Origin of the sequence: Parachlamydia sp., assembly GCF_050255895.1 — a bacterium.
Classification (GTDB): domain Bacteria; phylum Chlamydiota; class Chlamydiia; order Chlamydiales; family Parachlamydiaceae; genus Parachlamydia; species Parachlamydia acanthamoebae.
The window spans coordinates 24,806-46,207 of the sequence record NZ_JBFWIR010000014.1 but is presented as its reverse complement, the minus strand read 5'-3'; the positions used below and the strand labels follow the sequence as shown (position 1 = coordinate 46,207).

At 39.5% G+C, this 21,402-nt stretch carries 12 protein-coding genes and 1 pseudogene; 4 read left to right on the top strand and 9 right to left on the bottom strand.

What is annotated here, in order from left to right:
- Nucleotides 1-1,319 (bottom strand): annotated as a pseudogene (locus tag AB7E63_RS03870) (hypothetical protein); the annotation flags it as partial.
- Nucleotides 1,320-1,656: 337 nt separating this feature from the next.
- On the opposite strand from AB7E63_RS03870, the gene mtaB reads away from it, so the two are divergent.
- The 4 genes from mtaB to AB7E63_RS03850 all read left to right on the top strand — a co-directional run bounded on the left by mtaB (nt 1,657) and on the right by AB7E63_RS03850 (nt 8,037).
- Complete coding sequence (gene mtaB, locus AB7E63_RS03865) at nt 1,657-2,949, top strand: tRNA (N(6)-L-threonylcarbamoyladenosine(37)-C(2))-methylthiotransferase MtaB (protein WP_006341009.1); 1,293 nt, start codon at nt 1,657-1,659, stop codon at nt 2,947-2,949.
- 4 nt (nt 2,950-2,953) lie between these two features.
- Entirely contained in the window at nt 2,954-4,021 is a 1,068-nt protein-coding gene (locus tag AB7E63_RS03860; protein WP_006341010.1) for a hypothetical protein, read from the top strand.
- A 37-nt stretch (nt 4,022-4,058) separates the two neighbouring features.
- Nucleotides 4,059-6,227 (top strand): 1,4-alpha-glucan branching protein GlgB, encoded by a 2,169-nt coding sequence (gene glgB / locus AB7E63_RS03855; RefSeq protein ID WP_006341011.1) that lies wholly within the window; start codon nt 4,059-4,061, stop codon nt 6,225-6,227.
- Nucleotides 6,228-6,420: 193 nt separating this feature from the next.
- A complete protein-coding gene (locus AB7E63_RS03850) occupies nt 6,421-8,037 on the top strand; it encodes a DEAD/DEAH box helicase (RefSeq protein WP_006341012.1) in 1,617 nt (538 codons plus the stop codon).
- 60 nt (nt 8,038-8,097) lie between these two features.
- Here AB7E63_RS03850 and AB7E63_RS03845 read toward each other — a convergent pair whose 3' ends face one another.
- The 8 genes from AB7E63_RS03845 to AB7E63_RS03810 all read right to left on the bottom strand — a co-directional run bounded on the left by AB7E63_RS03845 (nt 8,098) and on the right by AB7E63_RS03810 (nt 21,392).
- Nucleotides 8,098-8,775 carry an inverse autotransporter beta domain-containing protein gene (locus tag AB7E63_RS03845; protein ID WP_006341013.1) on the bottom strand — a complete coding sequence of 226 codons (678 nt, stop codon included), beginning with the start codon at nt 8,773-8,775 and terminating at the stop codon, nt 8,098-8,100.
- 258 nt (nt 8,776-9,033) lie between these two features.
- Complete coding sequence (locus AB7E63_RS03840; RefSeq protein ID WP_232503186.1) at nt 9,034-10,488, bottom strand: AlkA N-terminal domain-containing protein; 1,455 nt, start codon at nt 10,486-10,488, stop codon at nt 9,034-9,036.
- Nucleotides 10,489-10,647: 159 nt separating this feature from the next.
- On the bottom strand, nt 10,648-12,051 hold the full coding sequence (locus tag AB7E63_RS03835; protein ID WP_006341015.1) for an MATE family efflux transporter: 1,404 nt from the start codon (nt 12,049-12,051) through the stop codon (nt 10,648-10,650).
- A gap of 230 nt (nt 12,052-12,281) precedes the next feature.
- The gene (locus AB7E63_RS03830; protein ID WP_013925115.1) at nt 12,282-12,836 is read right to left on the bottom strand and encodes a toxin-antitoxin system YwqK family antitoxin; all 555 of its coding nucleotides are present in this window, start codon (nt 12,834-12,836) and stop codon (nt 12,282-12,284) included.
- Nucleotides 12,836-14,698 carry a motility associated factor glycosyltransferase family protein gene (locus AB7E63_RS03825; protein WP_006341017.1) on the bottom strand — a complete coding sequence of 621 codons (1,863 nt, stop codon included), beginning with the start codon at nt 14,696-14,698 and terminating at the stop codon, nt 12,836-12,838. Before AB7E63_RS03825 ends, AB7E63_RS03830 begins: the two co-directional genes overlap by 1 nt.
- A complete protein-coding gene (locus tag AB7E63_RS03820) occupies nt 14,695-15,732 on the bottom strand; it encodes a phosphotransferase (RefSeq protein WP_006341018.1) in 1,038 nt (345 codons plus the stop codon). The genes AB7E63_RS03825 and AB7E63_RS03820 overlap by 4 nt, the downstream gene beginning before the upstream one ends.
- Nucleotides 15,729-18,305 carry a 6-hydroxymethylpterin diphosphokinase MptE-like protein gene (locus AB7E63_RS03815; RefSeq protein WP_428418743.1) on the bottom strand — a complete coding sequence of 859 codons (2,577 nt, stop codon included), beginning with the start codon at nt 18,303-18,305 and terminating at the stop codon, nt 15,729-15,731. Before AB7E63_RS03815 ends, AB7E63_RS03820 begins: the two co-directional genes overlap by 4 nt.
- Nucleotides 18,306-18,368: 63 nt before the next feature.
- Nucleotides 18,369-21,392 (bottom strand): 6-hydroxymethylpterin diphosphokinase MptE-like protein, encoded by a 3,024-nt coding sequence (locus tag AB7E63_RS03810; RefSeq protein ID WP_013925116.1) that lies wholly within the window; start codon nt 21,390-21,392, stop codon nt 18,369-18,371.
- Nucleotides 21,393-21,402 lie beyond the last annotated feature (10 nt).

Below are 21,402 nucleotides of genomic sequence, written 5' to 3'. Positions count from 1 at the left end.
GGATGGGAAAGAATGCTTTTATAAAAGGTATTTAAAGTTTTTCCGGAAACGTGTTCGCTAAGACACAGACAAGCATTACTAGCCATTGCAATGGCCATTTTCTCATCCCCTGGACAATGGTTTTTCAAATAATGTGAAATTTGAAGGGCATTTGTAAGTGTGATCTCTTCTGTTTTTCCCTTGATAAACCGATCGACAATTTGCCACGATAAACTTTTTCTCCCTTTCGCATCTTGTTGTGAATATTTGACACCGAAACCGTAATCTCGCCTTCCCATCGAAATCAGGGAAATGAGTTTGGAAAAGCTGTGTTTATTCAATTTTTCTAAATCGTGAATGTGCAAAATTTTTGTATAAAAATCAAAAAGTCCTTGTAAACCATCATCTGAAATCGTTTCACCATTTCGGATATAATGACCTCCACTCGGACAAATGAATCGGCTTTGTTTAAGCTTTTTGATTACTCCATCTCTTAAAAAATGATTAAGCGATATTTTTAATTCAGATTCTAAAAAACAGGCATCTGGAATAAGAACAAACGACAGATCACAATCAACTTCCTTTGAAATCCCGGAATTTGAAACATCGTATTTGTTCACCCAAGAAATTAATGAAAATTGGGAGTCGACAACATGAAAATGCTTTAAGCTCCTGCTTTGAACCCACTCTTTATACCGGGCATCTTTCACTTGAGTTTGTAGAAAGTTTACAACTTCTCTAGTAGATGCTTTTAAAATATTTTTGTTTTTCTGGTTTATAAAAATAAATTGATAGTCATCATCACAGTCTTTCTTTTGAAGTTCAGATAGTGTGTCTTCATCCAAATTTATTAATGGGTCTTTTGTAAAAAGTCTTAAGATTTTTACAAAGTAAGCTTCTCCAAGTATCTTCTTTTTTACCCCGCTTCCTATATAGGAAATCTGGATTTCATGAGCTTCTAAGTTTTGAACAATGTGACCAAACAGTGTAGTTATAGTAAATTTTTTAAAATCTAACCCACGCACTTGGATTTGACAATTCAGCTGATCAAAAAGAGCTTTTAGTTCATTCGTTTCAAGAACCAAATCTGCGTAATTAAAATCTGTATGATATGCATAAGTAACCCATCCATACATGTCAATTCTACCCAAGCTTTTAAAAATCGCGATCATTTGATCGGCCGGAAGTTCGCAAGGTTCAAAATCGTGATAATGATCTTTAGGAACAACGGTAGATTCCTGATGACTGTCGGGAATATTTGAGTATTCATGTACAGGCGGTATTTTGGTAAATTGAGCAGCATCAAAAAGAGCTTGCACAGCTGGAATGAAAGGATTCATAGAAATAGTTAAAATAAAGTTGATTAAAAGTGCTTAATTAAGTTGTTAAATGAGAAAAATTGTATAATCATGCTTTGGCATATTTTTTCAAAAAAATAACAACAAACACAAAAAACATCAATGCTAATAAACTAATCTTAACACGCATTACACACACAAATATTTTTATAAATTAAAGCGTGACACTTTTTGCTGATCTCAATGTTTACTAAGTCATAAAAATAATTTCCTTTATTTACCGAGATATTAGGAGATAGCCAGATCTTTTAATTTTGCTTGCGTCCTCAATTCATCTCTGCTATGCTACAATCTTTTTAATTTAATTAATTTTAGTTTAATGAACGAATCCTCTCTTCCCCAAAAAACATTTAAGATCGCAACTTTAGGTTGCCGAACGAATCAATATGAATCGCAAGCCTATCAAGATCAATTAATTGCGCTAGGATATCGCCCCGCAAGAGAAGACGAAGAAGCAGATGTCTGCATCGTCAATACATGCACAGTAACTGAAACAGCTGATTTACAAAGCAAACATGATGTCCGACAATTGTCGAAAGAGAATCCACAAGCAAAAATTGTAGTGACTGGCTGTGCAGCTGAGCAAAATGCTCAAATCTTTGCCTCTATTAAAGGTGTTGAACACGTCGTTCTTAACAAAGAGAAAGATCAGCTCGTTCAAACCCTCTTTCCCGAGGAAGATGTTCCTGAATTTTCAATCAAAAATTTTGATGCCCACACAAGAGCCTTCGTGAAAGTTCAAGATGGCTGCAATGAATTCTGCACTTATTGCATTATCCCTTACGTGAGAGGGCGCTCTCGTTCTCGTACCATTCCTGAAATTATCGATGAAGTCAAGGACCTCATTTCCAATGGGTTTAAAGAGATTGTTTTAACAGGAATTAATATTGGCGATTTTGATGGAAACCCAGTCGAAGGAATGCCTCCTCATCGCTTAGTTGATCTTGTCAGAGCCGTCGATCAAGTTCCTGGCCTAAAACGCTTGCGTATCTCCTCAATTGACCCCGACGAAATTGATGATGAACTGGCAGATGCTGTTTTAAATGGAGCTAAAACATGTCATTCTATGCATATTGTTCTGCAATCAGGTTCTAATGTTGTTTTAAAGCGTATGAATCGCAAATACACACGACAAATCTTTTTAAATACGATTGATCGCCTTCGTCAAGCAGACCCCAACTTTACTTTTACAACGGATATCATTGTCGGCTTTCCGGGTGAGACTGAAACAGATTTTGCAGAAACTATGGAAATCATGCAGGAAGTGCAATTTGCTAAAGTACACATGTTTCCCTATAGCGAACGTAAACGCACACGTGCAGCCCTTATGCCTAATAAAGTTCCTCCAGATGTCATTAAAAAACGTAAACAGGAACTGTTGCGTTCTGCTGAACATCAAGCTTACTTATTACGAGAACGTTTCGTTGGTCAAAGAATGACTGTTCTAACTGAATCTGGCCACATTTCTCGTCCCGGCGAAATATCTGGCCACACCGAAAACTTTTTGAATGTTTGGATCACAGGGGATTTTCAATCAAATGAGCTTATCGAAGTTGATTTAGTTGAAAACACACCACAAGGCCTTATTGGAAAATTTGTACGCAAAGTCTAATCACATGAAAATTTCTATTGCTGAACGTTTACGCCCTTTTTCACACCTTCCTGGCACCTATTGCCTACTTCCTCGCACCTCCTTGCGATTTCGTATTTTTCCAACTTGCATACAAATTGATTCTCTCGCAAGTGCTTCCCCCCAATCGATCGGGCATATAAATTTACATTTAACAGGTCCTGTGGAAGATTTTACAGTTCAGCAAGATTTGGAAAAGGGAGAAATAAAAGTTTGGGGACACGCCATCGAAGGGTACTTTGAATATCATATCTTTATTGAGAATGATTCGATTCAAATCATTCAGACAAGAGGCTTTGAATTAAAATTTTCCCCTTCATTTGATTGCCAATCGGAAACAAATAAGATCACATTCAATTGCCCAGATCAAGTTAATCAGGCTTCTTCTTTAGAAAGACTCTCACTTGGCAATCATAAAGCACAGGACTGGGATTTGGTTAAAAGACGGGCAAATTTTGCTGAAATTTTTCCCCATTGGTTTCGACTCGCTTCTTTACTTCCTTCACTGAATCTAAACGAAGACCAAACCCCTTCTTTATTGCTGAATTGCGAAAATGCGGTTCATCAACATCCCCCTGAAAAAATTCTGGAAGCATTTTACCCTCTTTTTGCTGCCGGATTGGAAGGCATTCTCTCTCCCCGTTCACTCGATTCTGAACACCAAGGGTTTAAGCTGCCGCCCGTTTCTGCCAACATTTCTCCCCTTCAGATTTTGACCAAGGGAGCTCAGTTCATTCGCTCTCTTTTTTTAAAGGTTGAACAAAACACCCTTTCTTTACTGCCCGCCCTACCCCCGGAGTTTCACAGTGGAAGAGCTGTTCAGTGGCACTGTGAAGGGATCGGCGAGCTTCATTTTGAATGGAGTAAAAAAACTTTACGTCGTGTGATCTTACATGCTAACGCAACACAAACACTGCACTTTTCATTGCAGAGCGAATTAAAAAGAATGCGATTGCGCACTTTTCATGCTGAAAAAGGAACCTTCATTTCCTGCCACGCTCCTCTTGATGTCCAGCAAGATCAACTTTATCTCTTTGATAATTTTCAGAGATAAGCTAATCTGCGACTTAAGCTAAGCAAATGGAAAAAGTATGGAAACGCACACATCTCCCCTTACCCACACTCAATTTGATTCATTACTTGCTGGAGAAGCCTTTGACCCCCACCAATTTTTAGGACTACACCAAGCTTCAGAGGATCAACAAGTCATTCGATTGTGGAGACCAGGTGCAAAGGAAATCCATTTAAAAATTCAAGATCAAATCATTCCAGCCGTACAGATCCACCAAGCTGGTCTTTTTGAATTAAAAGTGCCAAATACCCTCCAACAAACAGATTATGAAGTCTTTCACCAAAATGGATTAAGCGGCAGCGATCCCTACACTTTTGCACCAACCATTGGCGAAGTGGATCAATACCTTTTTAGCAAAGGAGTTCACTATAAACTCTACCAAATTATGGGCGCTCGTTTGGCCGAGCATCAAGGACATAAAGGTACCAAATTTGCGGTGTGGGCACCATCTGCCCGCTCTGTATCTGTTGTAGGAGACTTTAATCATTGGGATGGTCGAACCAATCCGATGCGCGTTTTGGGTCAATCAGGAATTTGGGAGATTTTTATCCCTGGAATTGGAGAAGGAGAAAAGTATAAATTCGAAATACGTACTCAATCCGGAGAGCTGAAAATTAAAGCGGATCCTTTTGCTTTTAGGAGTGAGTTACGTCCCGCAACAGCCTCTATGGTTACCGATGTGGATCGCTTTCAATGGGAAGATCAACAATGGATGGAACAACGCATTCTGAAAAGAAATGATCCAAAACCCCTCAATGTGTATGAAGTCCATTTGGGATCATGGAAAACAAAAAATGGCTATTTTCTCAATTATCGAGAATTAGCTGTTGAACTCGCGCGTTATTGCCAAGAAATGGGTTATACGCATGTCGAACTTTTGCCCATTCAAGAACACCCCTTAGATGAATCCTGGGGATATCAAGTCTCCGGCTTTTATGCTGTGACAAGCCGTTTTGGAACACCAGAAGACTTTCAATGGTTTGTCAATCATCTCCACATGCATCAAATCGGTGTCATTCTCGATTGGGTCCCAGGCCATTTTCCAACCGATGATTTTTCTCTGGGAAATTTTGATGGCACCTCTCTCTATGAGCATGCCGATCCTCGACAAGGCTTTCATCCCCACTGGCACACCCACATATTCAATTTTGGCCGACATGAAGTATCTAATTTCTTAATTGCTAATGCCCTATTTTGGTTCGACAAAATGCACGTTGATGGACTACGCGTTGATGCCGTAGCCTCCATGCTTTATTTAGATTATGGACGCGAACCGCAACAATGGATTCCAAACCAATACGGTGGAAAAGAAAATCTCGACGCCATCGAATTTCTCAAACACTTAAATTCTATTGTTCATAAATTTTTCCCTGGCGTTTATACCATCGCTGAAGAATCCACCGCTTTCCCTGCAGTCACCTATCCCGTTGAACAAAATGGACTCGGCTTTGATTTCAAGTGGAATATGGGATGGATGAATGATACTCTTCGCTACTTTTCTAAAGACATGCTTTTCAGAAGTCACCATCACCATGACCTCACTTTTGGGCTTTTATACGCGTTCACTGAAAAATTTGTTTTGGTTTTATCTCATGATGAAGTGGTACATGGAAAAAATAGCCTGCTGGGGAAAATGCCCGGCGATCTTTGGCAAAAATTTGCCAATTTACGTCTATTATTCAGTTATACCATGTGTCAACCCGGCAAAAAGTTATTTTTCATGGGTGCCGAAATCGGTCAATGGAACGAATGGTCTTGCAAAAAGGAAGTCGAATGGGATCTCCTTCGGTACCCTTCTCATCAAGGAATCCAAACAATGGTAAAAGAGCTCAACCACTTTTATCTTTCTTCGCGAGAATTATGGGAAAAAGATCTCGACCATACCGGCTTTGAATGGGTCGACTTTAATGATACGAAAAATAGCGTGATTTGTTATTTGCGTAAAAGTAGCCAAGGCGCGCTGCTGTGCATACATAATTTTACACCGGCCTATCATTCCGATTACTTTATCCACCTACAAAACATCAGCTGGATAACAGAATGCTTTAATACAGATCATGAAAAATATGGGGGATCGGGAAAGCGTAATCTCAATCCACATATTCACGTTGACTCACACGGAAAAAAAGTTGGAGTTAGTATTCAGCTTGCTCCCTTGGCAACCATGATTTTTCAAATTGGATTTTAGCTATCCTCTAGATAACCTCTGCTCAAATTCAGAAATTTAATTCATCAATTAAACGATTGATTTAATTAATTTTTTAATAATAAAACACAAGAAATGTATTTAAAAAAATTAAAGAACCTTGTATGATTAGTTCTTGCATCTAAATAAATCGTAATTCTCACAAGAAACTCGTTAATTAAACGGGTCAGTCCAGATGTCCCTTGATCTCAAGAGGTTCAAACAGGAAGCGCAACTCCTTTTGCGAGGAGGAGATATTACGCCTCGTAAAAAACCACCTAAAAGGAAAAATGGTTACAAAATGAATGACACAACATCTTCAGAAACCCCTCAATCGACACTTCTTTTTACCGATTTTGGCCTCAATGATTCCTTGTTGAAAGCTATTGCAGAAGCTAAATTCACGCAACCTAGCCCAATTCAAGAAAAAGTTATCCCCATTATTCTCAATGGACAAGATGTCGTTGCTCAAGCGCAGACAGGAACAGGAAAAACAGCCGCTTTTGGCCTTCCTTCCCTAAATCGCTTAGACAAAGCAGCTGGCGTCGGTCTTCTCGTCATTACTCCTACACGTGAACTTGCAGTGCAAGTGAGTGATGAACTTTATCGCTTAGGCAAATATTGTGGCATCCGCACAATCGCTGTTTATGGCGGACAATCTATCCAACGTCAAATTGATGGAATTGAACGGGGAGCTCAAGTCGTTGTAGCAACACCCGGAAGACTTTTAGATCTTCTTAAATCCAGACGCTTAAGTCACTTTTCTCCTCCTATCGTCGTTCTTGACGAAGCTGACGAAATGTTGAATATGGGTTTCTTAGAAGACATTCAAGAAATCTTCACATTCTTGCCAAAAGAAAGACAAACACTTTTATTCTCCGCAACAATGCCACTTCCTATTCAGAAGTTAGCAAAGACATTCTTGCGTGAACCAGAGTTCATTAAAATCACAAAAAAAGAGACAGCTAGCCAAAACATTCAGCAAATCTGCTATGTGATTCATGAATCAGAAAGAGATGATGCTCTCGTGCGTTTACTTGATGCGCAAGAAGAAGCTAAATCGATTATTTTCTGCAGAACTAAAAAAGATGTTGACCGCGTCTCTTCTTTCTTAACAAGCCGTGGTTACGGTGCAAGAGGATTGCATGGAGATATGGAACAACCTCAACGTCAGCGTGTTATTGATGGCTTTAGACAGAATGAGTTTCAAATATTGGCTGCCACAGACGTTGCTGCACGCGGTTTAAACGTTTTAGACGTCACTCACGTATATAACTACCATCTTCCATACGAAACAGAAAGCTATGTTCACCGCATTGGCCGTACAGGACGTGCCGGAAATAAAGGGATTGCAATTACACTTTTGAATCCTCGTGAAGTAAGCGGATTAAAACACATTTTCCGTGAACACGGTGGAAACATTGAGTATCAATCCATTCCAACTCTTCAAGACGTTAAACGCAAATTTGCAGAGAAGTTTTTGAAGAAAGTTCAACAACGTCATTTTGATCAAGAAGCACATGCCCTTTTGACAGAATTACAAAAAGAAATGTCTCTCGAAGAAATTAGCGTAAACCTTCTTTCATTGTTACTAGACTATAAAAAAGTCGAAGGTCCTGAGCATATTGGGATTCACCCCCAAGATATTGAAAGATCAGGTGGCTCTTCTCATCAAAAGAGAAAAAGAGGTGGATTTTCAAGAGATTCTAACAATCGATTCCGTGATAGAGGTCGTCGTCCCCCATCACGCTCATCTGGATCCGGAGCTCCTTATCGCTCACGTGAAGGCAAAAAAGCGCCTCACTCTTCCTAATCAGAAAAAAGCCAGGCTGAAATCCTCAGCCTGGTTTTTTAATTGAATAATCCGTTTCTTTTACCAATTCCATTCCCAATCCCAACAGTGATCTGTTAATATCACCCCATTACGCCTCACATTTTGCAAGAAAAGGGACGAGTCTTCGCAGATCGCACCTATTTTACAAAAATCTAAAGGAATTGAAACCGCAAAAATCCCTTGTAGCCGTATTGCATTAAACTTGTCATAACTTGCTTGCACACCAACAGATAAAATAGATTTCCAATCCACTTCGAGGCGCGCGTATCCTCCGCAAAAATGCTTGAAATTTCGCCGATAAAAATAGTAAGGGCCCACCGCACCATATAAGTCAAAATCATAATACGTTAATAAAGGTTTCCCTATCTCAGCATCCAATCCTCCATAAGCATATTCTAATTTACAGCGGCTGGCATGAAAATCCGTTCCAGAATAGTGAAAAGAAAGACATTGATGCGAATGTACTTTTTCAGAAACAGGTAAATAGCCATTGATTCTAACATCAAAACAATCGCTAAGCATTTCAAATCCGACTCCCACCTGATGAAAACTGAATCTTCCCCGCCCTCTCAGATAGTCATAGTATGTATTTAAACCCAGTACACACCCATCAGATAACTCTTTTCGAATCCCGATACCAGTACTAGCGCCCCATTTACCATCATTAAATCGATATCCGTCCAAATCAATAAAAACATCCAAATCTTTGATTTCCACAGGCAAAACACGTTAAAATCCAAATAATCTCGATCAATACGGATAAATCTTCCGGTCTGGTAGCTCACCCCCCAGCCTTAAATCATTTAATTCAAAAGCGTTTATCTGAAAAATAAAGCAAAAGAAGCAAAGATACATCCATGAAGGACGTTTAAAACTCACAAGAAACCCCAATTATTTAGGTGTGGAATATTCACAAAGCTATTGATATTTCTTTTGATTTTTTTAAGCAACGCAGTAAATTTAATTTTCAGAAGTTTAGATAGAAGAATTTTGCCATAAATGCAAAACGGCATAACTGCGCCAAGGTCTCCAAGACTGAGATAGGATTTCTGCTTGAGAAGCTGTGACGTTTCCTAAGCATTTGCGCAAGACAATGTCTTCTTTTGGAAAAGCATCTGGCCAGCGTAGGGCACGCATCGCAATATAGTGTGCCGTCCATTTTCCAATTCCGGGGATTTGGACAAGCTTTTGCATCGTTTTTTCAGGATACACATCCGCATCCAGTTGCAAACGCCCAGATACAACTTCTTCCGCCAAGTGAATAATACTTTTACTACGAGATTGAATGATCCCAAGGCTGGCAAGCTCATCAACAGTGGCGATGGTAAGCCGCTGAGGAGTCGGGGAGAGATGTTTTAATTCAGGATAAGGTGTCTGAATTTTTTCGCCAAAAGCTTGAACTAGGCGTCCAGCTAAAGTCGTGGCTGCTTTGACGGTGATTTGCTGTCCAAGAATTGCGCGAACAGCTAATTCAAATCCATCAAATGCCCCGGGAATGCGTAAGCCTGGATTAACATTAACTGCTTCGGTTAGCCATTTATCCTGCCTCAGATGTGTAGAAATCACGTCTGGGCGGGCATTCAGATCAAAGACACTACGTATTCTTCCTAACAAAGCCGGTAAAACGGGCAAGAGGGAATGCGAAAGTTCAAAAATCAGAGATTGTTTTTCTTCCGCATGAGAGATTTGAATCCAGCCTTTAGTTTTTCCAAGCTGAATTGTACGCAAATACCGATCACCCTCAATGTGCTCTACCCCTTTCATCAAACGAACACGCAAAAAATTGATCACCCCTTTCCAATCATAGGGAGGACGATAGGTCAATTGCAGAATCAACGTATCCACACCCGCCATTTCAGGCCTCTCCTCGATGGCCCTGCGCAATTGGGAAGGATTCATTTTATAGCGAATTTTAAAAGCATCATTAAAACGTCTAATGCTTGAAAATCCACTTGCAAAGGCAATTTCGGTAATTGACAGGGATGTGTCAGTCATTAATTGTTTGGCTAGCAATAAGCGGCGTGTTAAAACCAGCTCCATAGGAGAAACGCCATATTCTTTTTGAATGATACGCCGAATGTGCCGAGAACTTAGGTGAAAAAAAGCAGCAACCTCTTCCAATCCGTGCTCTTCCTCAAGCATGCTTTCTTCAAGATGATAAACGATCAGATTAGCGATTCGTTGCGCCTCATCAATTGGAGCATGGCCTGGAGCCATTTCAGGCCGACATCGTAAACAAGGTCGAAAGCCTGCTTTTTCAGCAGCTTCTGCTGTTCTAAAAAAACGACAATTTTCCTCTTTGGGTGTTTTTGCTGTGCAAATCGGTCGACAATAAATGCCCGTCGATGTGACGCCCATGAAAAACACGCCATCAAAACGAGGATCTCTCGCTAAGTAGGCTCGATATAATTGGTAGTTTTCTTGTTCCATTCTTTTATTATAATGCGTTGCATCAAATAGAACTAGCCGTTTTCGGACAGCTAAATTAAAATCATTAATGATGAAATAGATATAATTCTCTAACAAGTTATTATTAGGGAATTGAAAAAAAGCTGCTAGAAAAAGAACCAGCAACCTTCTAAAAGAACACTAGGCAGCTTCTATCACTTTGCGCTCTCTCCAATTCCCATAATAAAAACGATATAACGGAATAAGCAAAGCGGTAAAACTATAAAAAACCCAAATTCCCATTGCCATCTCGACAGACACGTGGTTTTGTACGATCCCCACATAAGAAGGAAGCAATAAAAACAACCAAACTGCAATAACACCTGATACCATTAAAAAGAATGTGTCCCCAGCACCGGAAAGGATACCCGAAAAAACCATGCGTAAATCTTCGAGGTACAAATAAATGCATGTGCAAACCAAGCCAAAACGGAGTAAAGGCCTAAGGCTTTCTAAATCAGCCAATTGACTTGCCCCTTCAAGACTTTCAGGATTATGTAAGAAGCAGCTAATAATGAAGTCTGGAAATAAAATTAATGGAATACAAGTAAACAAAAAATAACCAGAAATGATGCATACTCCAGATCGCATCAGTTGATTTAAATGTTCCGTTTTTTTAGCCCCAATTAAATTACCTGCAATCGAAGCAATCCCTTTTTGAACCCCACACCCCACAAAGACAAATAAAATGAGAATGCTTTGGCAAATACCTGCAACGAGGATGTGTGTTGGGCTTGCATCGCGCATCATGATATAAAAAACACCCCATCCGCCAATTTCAAGAACGATAAATAATGTTGTGGGCAATCCGATTTTAATACAGTCCCAGAGAAGTTTAAAATCGATTCTCCAAGCAAAAGCGTTAAATATTTTTTGGTTACTTGCTCTTAAGAAACACCCCAATAAAATTAAACCTTGGGCAATCCAGCTGATTCCTGTCGCTAAAGCAGCTCCCTTGACACCCATTCCTTGAAAATCCCCCCATCCAAAAATAAATAAAGGGTCTAAAAAGATATTGGAAATATTTCCTACAATCACAACTTTCGTGATAACAGCGGTAAATCCTCGTCCAATATAAAAACCAGAAATGGATCCAATCAACCCTAGAGCAGGCCCGAATAAAACAAGCTTAGAAAAGTATTCTTTTTCAAGAGCCCCCTGACTAGAATTGCCAAATAAAATATCTCCCCCAAAAAAGGAAAGTGGAATGAAAAAGACGAAGGAGCCAAGCGTAATCCAAAGAACCTGCCAAATGACTTTTCCAATCTGGTCGTAGCGTTGGGCTCCATTATATTGAGCGACCAAAACGCCACCCATTTCACAAAGGGTTTGGAGTCCATAAGTAAAAGCCATCGCGATTGTACCAGAAGTCACCGTACTATTTAACGCATCGGTTGAATAATGGGCGAGGTAAAGCCTATCAACGAAGGTCATTAAAACTACGGAAAGCCACGAAAACATGAGAGGTAAAGAAGTCTTCCAAACTTCTTTTATATTTCCGGAGGAATAAACGATATGTTGGTGTGTCATATTCAAAATGTCCATTTGAATTTCTAAAGATTAAGAAAAATAAGAAGTGAGATATTTTGAATTCAACCTCTTATGAAAAAACAGCTAAAACTGCAAGTATAAAAATAGCAATAGATTGCTAATCGATTAGAAGCTTTTCATAAGAGACACCAACCAATAAATAGGTCTAAATTAATTTGAACTAATTAAAACATAGTAGTTCATTAACTTTCAATAAAAAAATCTTTGGCAATTTGTTAATGTATTTAATCAAGTTTTTTTCCTTGAGAAAATTGTCTTGTCCTTTTCAAAGTTCCATCAGAAAAGTAAAGACGCACTTCCCCATCTAGATGACCATTTTGATAATGAATGCTGGATTTCAGCTTTCCTGACTCATAATAATATTCCTGTAACAAATGCCATTGCCCTCTTCGGTAGCGCTGAATGCTGTAAAGTTGACCTGAAGGATAATACCAAAAACTTTTACCCTCTTGCTTTCCTTCATAAAACCAACTTTTTGCTAAAAGCTGACCAGTCTCAGAAAAAAAACTTGAGGGTCCATGTAAAAAGCCCTTTAGATAGTAACACTCCATCTTACTTTTTCCGTCAGGATATAAAAGAAGAGCTTGTCCATCTCGCACCTGGTCTTTTTCCAAATAAAATCCACCACTGAGATCCATCTGTATGGTATGCGTTTGCACGTATTGTCCAGGAACTGGATTCTTGGGAATTAAAACAGGACGAAATTCGACTTTAATATCTAACTGCAATTCAGAATCCTGAATTACTAATTCCGTTTCATTAAATTGATAGTTCTCCATTATTCCGCCTTCCGATTCGCTTCTTTGAATCCCATGCGCATCAGTTCTAGGTTTGCGCTTGCCACATCTTTCAAAAACGTAAGTTTTTTCATTGAAATATGAAGAACCTGTTGCTTTTTCTTCCATTCGTTCTCCTTGGAAAGCTTGAGCAAACGCACTTCATGATTGAGCATGCGAGAATAGACCTCATTAAAAATAGCCAAAATATATTCATAAGCTGGTTCTTCGGCCAAATCGGTTTCGGCGAGGGCTGCTCGCCCGCTTTGCATCTGGTGGGGAACCTCATGCCCTTTCTCGATTTTTTCACTTAGTTCTTGGGCATCTTGAATTAATATGTCTAAATGCTCCACACAATTTCTTAAACTGGTTTGTATTTCCTCGATTGCCTCCCGCACAGCCAGCTCTGTGACTTGAGGCATTTGACTGTTTTGAATTTCACCAAAAATACGATCTTTTAGATTATATCTTGTTTTCAAATACTTCTCTGCAATATAAGCCAAAGACTGATTTTGAATGCCCTCAAAACCAAGTCCTCCTTCAGTTGCATTAAAGAAGGCCGTTTCGGGGTGCTCTTCGGCAAAACTTGCAATCCAATCAGACTCCGCTACCCATTTCCACATCGTGTAAATGGGTTTTCCAAAAATGTCTTTTTTCAAAAAGGCGGCATTATCAAAATCTTCTGTTTCGACAATTTGTTGTGGAGTCACTTGGGCATCTTTTAACACTCCATCTGCATATGCTTGTAGATCTGTATAAGCTAAATCCATTCCAACGAAGATGATGGGATTGCATCCCATGGCATGTGCAATTTGAGTAGAAAAATTGACCACATTATGTCCTTCATCAAAAAAGGTGGTGTCTAATCCAAATTTTTCTTCAAACCATTCTGAAATATCATAGCCTCCCGACCCGGTGATGTATAACCGAGGACCATGAATTTGCTGAAAAGCTCCGTAAAATAAACGATTGCGGTAGAAAAAAGGGACTTCATAACCTTGGTGTCGATTTAACCGCTCATATTGTTCAGCATTGGGATCAATCCCTGCACCCAAATGTGGAGTAATTTCCGCAGCATCCAGCGCATTGAGTGCCGATCCACCAGCAAAAATCAAGGCACGATCAGAAAGCCCTTTCAATGCTTCCAAAGAATGCTTTAAAGAAGGCCCTGCCCCGCAAATAATGGCGGGTACTTGATTGAATTTGCCGAAAAAACAATTACCATAATAAGATTCCGGAAGCATCAGCATGTTTGGATAAAAATTCTTAAAAAAGCCTGCCCCATATAAAAGATATTCTTCAACCAAAGCATCTTTGACCGTGGCATCGTAGACAATTTTGTGATGCAATTCTATATACTTTTCCTGGCGCGCATTTTGATAAAGCAACAAAGCTGAAACTTGCAATCTAGCCAGCACAAAATTCCAATAGAGGGCATCCAAAACTTCCGACTTTTCTGTTAATTCTTCAAAATAATGCAATGTGACTTGTGGATCTTCAAGAAGAGCCGTTCCTCCCTCTGTTTCCAAAAGCCGATAAATAACTTCTAGATCATCTTCAAGAAAAACCAAATGTCGATGCGGATCAAGATGAAGCCATTCTTTAGCAGCTTCATAATAATAGCCCAAACCCACACCGTAGACATACAATACGCGCACATCTTTTTGATTGATTGTTGAAAACCATCCTTTAGCTTCTTCAAGAGGGTTCAGAGGTGAATGGTAATGGAGCTCCCCTCTCTTTAAATTGAGCTGTCCATTTTGAGACTCACAAAATTCCACATTCTGTGGCTCTTGATAGGCAAGTAAGCGCGCGATACGAGGCTCTGTCTGAGACCAGAGTTCAATGTTTTGATATAAATTCATAATTTATTCACAAGATGTTGGAGCATATGATTCAATTTAATAAAAGTCGAATTTTCGTGACTAAAATGCTCCAGTCGTTTGGAGGTTAAACAGGCTTTTTTTAAACAATAAATAAAGGAATAGTAACGGATTGATTGCTCGGAAGGAAAGAGATTTCCCATATGGGCTTGATAAGTTCCTGTAAAATCTTTCTCAAGTCTCTGCAATACTTTTTGATCAATTCCTGCATAAATGCCTAATTGCCACAAGGAATTGATCACAAAGGCATAATCATAAGCAATCGGCCCTCCCATTTTTTTATCCGTGAGAATGGCAAAAATAAAACGATCAAAATCAATGAGAGTCATTTTATCCGTTTCAATTGCATAAAAGAAGTGGTGAATCATCGCATCTCCATGAATCCATCCTGTAGGAGAGGGAAAGGCTAACATCTCTATACGTAACTGATGGAACCGTTTTGTAATGGTCGCCACGTCTAAAGGAAGCACTTCTGGAGAGTTTTTCATCATTTTTTGAAAAAATCGCAAAGCATGTTCCTCTTGCAATGCATATGTGGAAGATATTTCTCCCGCAACATTAAGCGCTTTTAAATGCAACTCTGCAAGCGATAGGGCCATTTTTTGCATGGCTACATGTAAAATATCTGCATCCCCATTTTCAAGATAAAACCAAAGAGAATGCCCTTCAGCAGCAGGAAACGCGATGAGGTAATACATGGTTTGACCTTCGATACATTGACTGATAGCAAAAGGTAAATTAATAACGCTTTTTTGCAATTTCAATTGACCCAGCATTCCTCCAGCCGCAGCTAAGTGCTCAATCATCGTGATATCAAAACGTTCGGATGGGTAAAACTTCACCACAAAAAGCAGATTGCTATGCAGATTTTTAATTCTAAAAACTCGTGGCTGAACTTCCGTTTTCTCCACAAAATCGACAGCTCTTTCAATGATGATTTCGTGTGGAAGCCTTTGGAAATGTGTCTGTGCACAATCTTCTGCAAAACGTCTAAGAGCTTCCATCATTTGAGTCATGTTTTCACGTATCCCTTCTCATCCCATTCTTTTATTTCCACAGGCTCTCCCTGATCTCCATAGACAACCAAACGGGCTAATTGTCCATTGCTATACCACCTCTGCGACATACCTGTTGAGATCCCCTGGCGATAGGTCGATTCAATGATGAGCTTTCCAGCTGCATCCCAATACTGTTCTATACCATCGGCTTTTCCATTTTGAAATTCTGATCTTCTGCGCAATCTTCCATTCTTGTGAAAAAACAAGGCCTCGCCTTCAAGCTTTCCCTCAACATACATAAGCTGGCTTTTCAATATGCCTGGAAGATAAAATTCAAGTTGAAGACCATGCAATAGCCCATTTTTATAGCCTCTTTGTCGACAAAGTTGTCCAGATAAGTCATAATCTTTCGCTTTTCCTTGCTTCACACCATGCACATACCATGTTTCGCTAAAAAGTATTCTAGAAGAGTCATAAATACGCGAAGGTCCATGCAAAAGAGCCCCTTGATAATATGACACATCTTTCCAGGTCTCTTTTGAAAAAGCCACTTCCTTTGCCTCAAAAATTTCATGAATGAAGAGATTAAGCTCAGGATCTTCCAGGCGTAAAATCCCCTCTTTCACCTCATAGTGAGAATGATCATGCAGCTGGGAAGTATAAGAATGGGGCTCTTTTTTTTGAAGGATCCTTTGATTATCTAAAAAAGACTCTATCCCTTTTAAGCAGCCTTCCAGATGAATTTGGAGGTGGTCTAGTAAAAATGTATATCGTTTGATTCTTAACTGAACAGACTTGAGTTTTTTTCCTTTTTTATTCTCAGTATCTGCGCGCTTTTGGTTAAGGTACTCTTCGCGCAAACTAAGTTTGGTAAAAATCTCATCGACTTTATGGAAAAATTCCTTGTAAACAAGCTCGTTTTTAAGCTGAAATAGACATGCATCAAATTGAGTATGCAATTCATCCCAAGAAGATTTCTGAAAAAGTACTGCATCTCGCATTGCATTTAAAATACTTAAGATATCCTGACAACAATTAATGGCCTGTCTTAAATACTCTGACCATATTTTCAGCGAAGTAAGAACTTTGTCTATATCAATAGGCTGTTTCAGGCTATTTTGAACAAGAGTTTGGATACGGCCCTCTAAATTGAGCTGATTGGTTAATCGCTTGGAATAAACATCGGCAAAACTTTCATTAGGAATCTGCCAAATGGACATTCCCCCTTCTGTAGCATTGATTAATTGTATCTTTGGATTTTCTAACAGAAACTCGGTATAGAGTGCCGCCTCCTGAATCCAATTCCAGGTCGTATTTACCTCTGACTCCTTAATCCCTTTGACCTTGACCCATTGTTCCTGTTTGAGTCGAGAAATTTGCTCTCGTTCTTTGTTTCCCGAACTTGGGTGCACTAGAACACCCTCCGCATATTGTTTACCTTGTGTATAAGCTAAATCCATTCCTACGAGAATAATCGGATTACATCCTAAGGCTTCGGCAATTTTCAGGCAGAAATGAGTTGTGCTGGTACCTGCCTCGATTTGTTTTGGGGAATGAATCCCCCACTGCCTTTCAAACCAATCTGTACTGTAATAATCACTACCAGATGCCACATACAAAGCGGGGCCAGGTAATTCTTGAAAAGCTCCTGCATTAAAACGCATCCGATAAAAAAAAGGCACGCCAAAAGCATGATTGGTGCGCATGCGATTTTCTTGAATCTCCGTTGGATCAACTCCCGCTCCAAAATGAGCCGTAATCCCATTTGTTGTGAGCGCGTTTAAAGCAGAACCAGCTCCAAAAATGATTGCCTGATCATGCATCTGTTTTAAACGTTCAAAATGCTTAGAAAGTGAAGGACCAGCTCCACAAATTATCGCAGGCACATTTTTGAATTGCCCGTATAGCGCATGTGCCCATCCAACTTCACTGACGTAGGGCGCGTTGTAATAAAAGTTAGTGAAAACTTGTTTCTGTGTTTCCAACCGAAAATAGTCTAAAAACTCTTTTTTTTCGGCAAGATTCATCAAAATTTGATTGCTAACCTCTAAGCAAAATGCTCTCCGATTTTCGGCATATTCTTTTAGGCCAGAAATTGTCACTGTCGCAGAAGCAAATGCCTCAAAAACCCAATTAAACCGGCTTCGAAAAGCTCCCCATCCCCTTTCAGTAGGTGTCTCAAAGTATTTTAAAACAACTTGTGGATGAGTCAAGATAGCTGTGCCAATTTCAGTTTCAAGCAACCTTCCAAATACGCGTAAATCATCTTCTATGAAAATAACGAATCGAGCAGGATCCCTTTTAAGCCAATCCATAAGAGGCAAGTAATAGTATCCCAAACCTACACCAATAACAAATAAAGCCTGAACACCTTCTAAATTCAAGCTCTCAAACCATTTTTTGGCTTCCCACTTTGCATTTTGTTTGGAATGATAAAAAAAGTGATTTTCCTGATTGTAGAGATTGCTTTCTCCGGCCCAGGTAGGGCGTAATTCGATTTCTGCTAAAGATGGATCTTTAAGTCTGAGAGCTTCCTCAGGATGGGTATCGGCGAAGAGGGCGAGATTTTTTTCAAAAAGAGTCAGTTGCATAAAGATCCACTCAATAACATCAATTGCATTTAACGCAATTGATGTTATTGACTTCCTAAAAGGTTACTTTTTGTCTTCTTTTTCTTTCTTTTCTGCAGCTTCTTTAAATTTATGTGCTATCAGAGAAGTGGTTTCATGAAGAAGCTGCATAAGCTCTCCCATCTCTTCACCCATTCTCGAGGTGGCTTCATCTAGCATTTTTTCAACTTCCTTTTTAGAAGAAGGTGTTTTCCAAATTTGCTCCTTTTCTCCTTCCACATTTATGCCTGATTCAGCCAGCATATCTTGTCCGACTTTCTTCAGATGCTCCATTTCTTTTTGAACAACTTCTAGATCGTGTTGAATATCTTTCGCACTTTCATCTTTTAATCCAACTGTTTTGTCTTGGCTGACAATGGGAACAAAGCGATTGAGTTGCTGTAAAACATTATCTAACGATTGCGTAAGAACATCTGTTTGGATGGCAACTTGGTCGAAATAATCCATGCGATTGATTTTTTGCGAGGCGATTTCAACTCCTTTGCTATCCCACTGCTTGGCGTACAACTTTTTGGAGTTCTCATCATAGGCATATTCTTTGGACAGTTGACCATCTTCACGCCATTCACGCGAAATTCCGACAGGTTGATCATTTTGAAAATGCGCTTCAATCTCAAGCTTTCCATCCGGAGCCCACATTCTTTCGACCCCATTGCGCTTACCATTCTCATAATGCAGCTCTCGCTTAAGCTGACCATTTGAGAAATAGAGCTTTACATCGCCGTGCAACTTACCTTGCCGGTAATCTAAGTGCGTTTTGAGTTGCCCATTCGGATAAAAGTATTCCTGAGTCCCTTCTTCTAAACCATCTTTAAAACGCTGTATGCTATGTAAAGCACCTGTGGCATAGAACCATTTGGATTTCCCTTGTTTTTTTCCCTTCACATACCAATCTCGACCTAATAGTGCGCCCGTTTCACTGTAAAAAGAGGAAGGGCCTTCCAAAAGATGATTTCTCCAAGTCCATTCTTTTTTTACCTGGCCATTTGGATATTCCACTTTCTGCGTTTGATAGCTCCCATCAGGTAATTTTTCTTCGATATTTAGCTTTAATTCCAAATCTACGATCTTGATGACTCCCTTCTCAAAAGTATAGACATCACCAGAAAAATCTTTACTTAAAGCTGGCTCTCCGGGTTCCTTAATGTCTCTTGAGGAATTTCTTAAGATTCTTTCAAAGGTTTTTTTAATCAGTGAAAGATTCACGCGCGCCGTTTCAGCTAAAAATTGGTAGCGCATCGTATTAAGCTCGGCCTTTTTTAAATTGGCTTTTCGTTCATCCTCTGCACTTTGAATTCGAATAAGCTCAATTTTTTTGGTAAAAGCTTGCAAGTACATATCGCTAAATACACGGAGTAAGTGGATATAGCCAGGCTCTTCATTCAAAGCCTGCAAATTAGCGATCATTTTGTCATCTTGAAAATCGAGATTAACCTCTTCGTTATTTTTGATTTTCTCAGCCTGACTGTTGAATTCCAAACTTAAAGCCTGGCAATACCAAAGACATTTTTCTAAACTGTCACGCATTTCATTAATAACTTTTTCAATGTTTTCACGCGTGACCGTTGGAGGCATCGGATGCTCTTGAATTTCCCCTTGAATCCAGTTTGAGAGATCATACTGATTTTGAAGGTATTCTTCCGAAACTTCTTTTAAAGTCTTATTAGGAATCCCCGGTAAGCCAATACCACCCTCTGTGGCATTAATCAACGTAAGATTGGGATTACTCAATCCAAATCTTGCAAACCACACAGATTCTGCAATCCATTTCCAAAGAGTATGAACAGGCTCTCCATTGATATCGTCTCGAACCATAAGCTCATCCATACTGTTTTTTGTCTGGAAGTGCTGCTTACGATCATGTAAAGGATGGCTAATTACACCCCCTGCATAAGATTTATCTTCGGTATAGGCCAAATCCAGTCCCACAAAAATAATAGGATTACAGCCCAAAGCTGTGGCAATGGCAAGGCTGAAGTTGACGACATTGTGTCCTTCCGAAACATTTTGTGTTTCATCGATGCCTAAATGCTTTTCAAACCAATTGGCAATCTCATATCCGCCACTACCAGTAATATAGAGGCGATCTCCATGAATGAGTTTAAACGCATTATGATAAAAACGATTTCGATAGAAAAAAGGAACTTCATAACATTGGTTCATAATGAGGCGTGTCATTTGATACCAGTTAGGATCGATTTGTACCCCAAAATGAGGCAAAATTCCTTTGGCATTCAAGGTATTGACGGCTGTCCCTCCGGCAAGAATCAGAGCCTTATCTTTTAATCCGGCAATTAAATCCCCATTTTTTTCCAAAGAAGGGCCTGCTCCACAAATAATGGCTGGGACTCCCTTAAATTGATCAAAAAGTCCATTTCCTAAGTGCGAATCCGGCAACGACAAAATATTTTTATAAAAATTCCGAAAGAAAAACTGCCCAAAATTCATATACTCAATGGCGCTGCATTCTTTGAAATTGATGTAGTACCGAATTTTAGCTCTAAGTTGTTGGTAGATGGGTTTTCGCACGGTTTCATAGCTTTCAAGGGCAGAAATTTTATATTCCAGAAATGAAAGCGTGGTAAAGAGCTTATCGATCTCTTCATCCTCTTCATCTACTCTGTCAAAATAAAATAAAAAGACCTGCTTGTCGCTCAATAACTGGGTTCCAAGGTCTGTTTCAAATAATCGATGCAAAACCTCTAAACTGTCTTCAAAAAATACAAGGTAGTGTTGGTCGTTATTTCTTAGCCATTCGCGAGCGGCCTGATAGTAATAGCCTAATCCAACACCATAGACATATAAGACCGTCTCATCTTCTAATTCCAATGACTTAAACCAATCCGCGGCTTCTTTCTTGGCATCTTCCGTAGAGTGCAAAGGAACCATTTTTTCCCCGACGGGAAAAAGTGCATTTAATTCTTGATTTGGATTAGCCACAATCGACATGGAGCGTTGAGTATAGTCTTTTAAGCGTTTTGCTTTTTCTGGAGAAAATTTTGCCCATCTTCCCAGGTTTTTTTGAAAAATCGGATCACGCGTTGTCATTGATCTATAC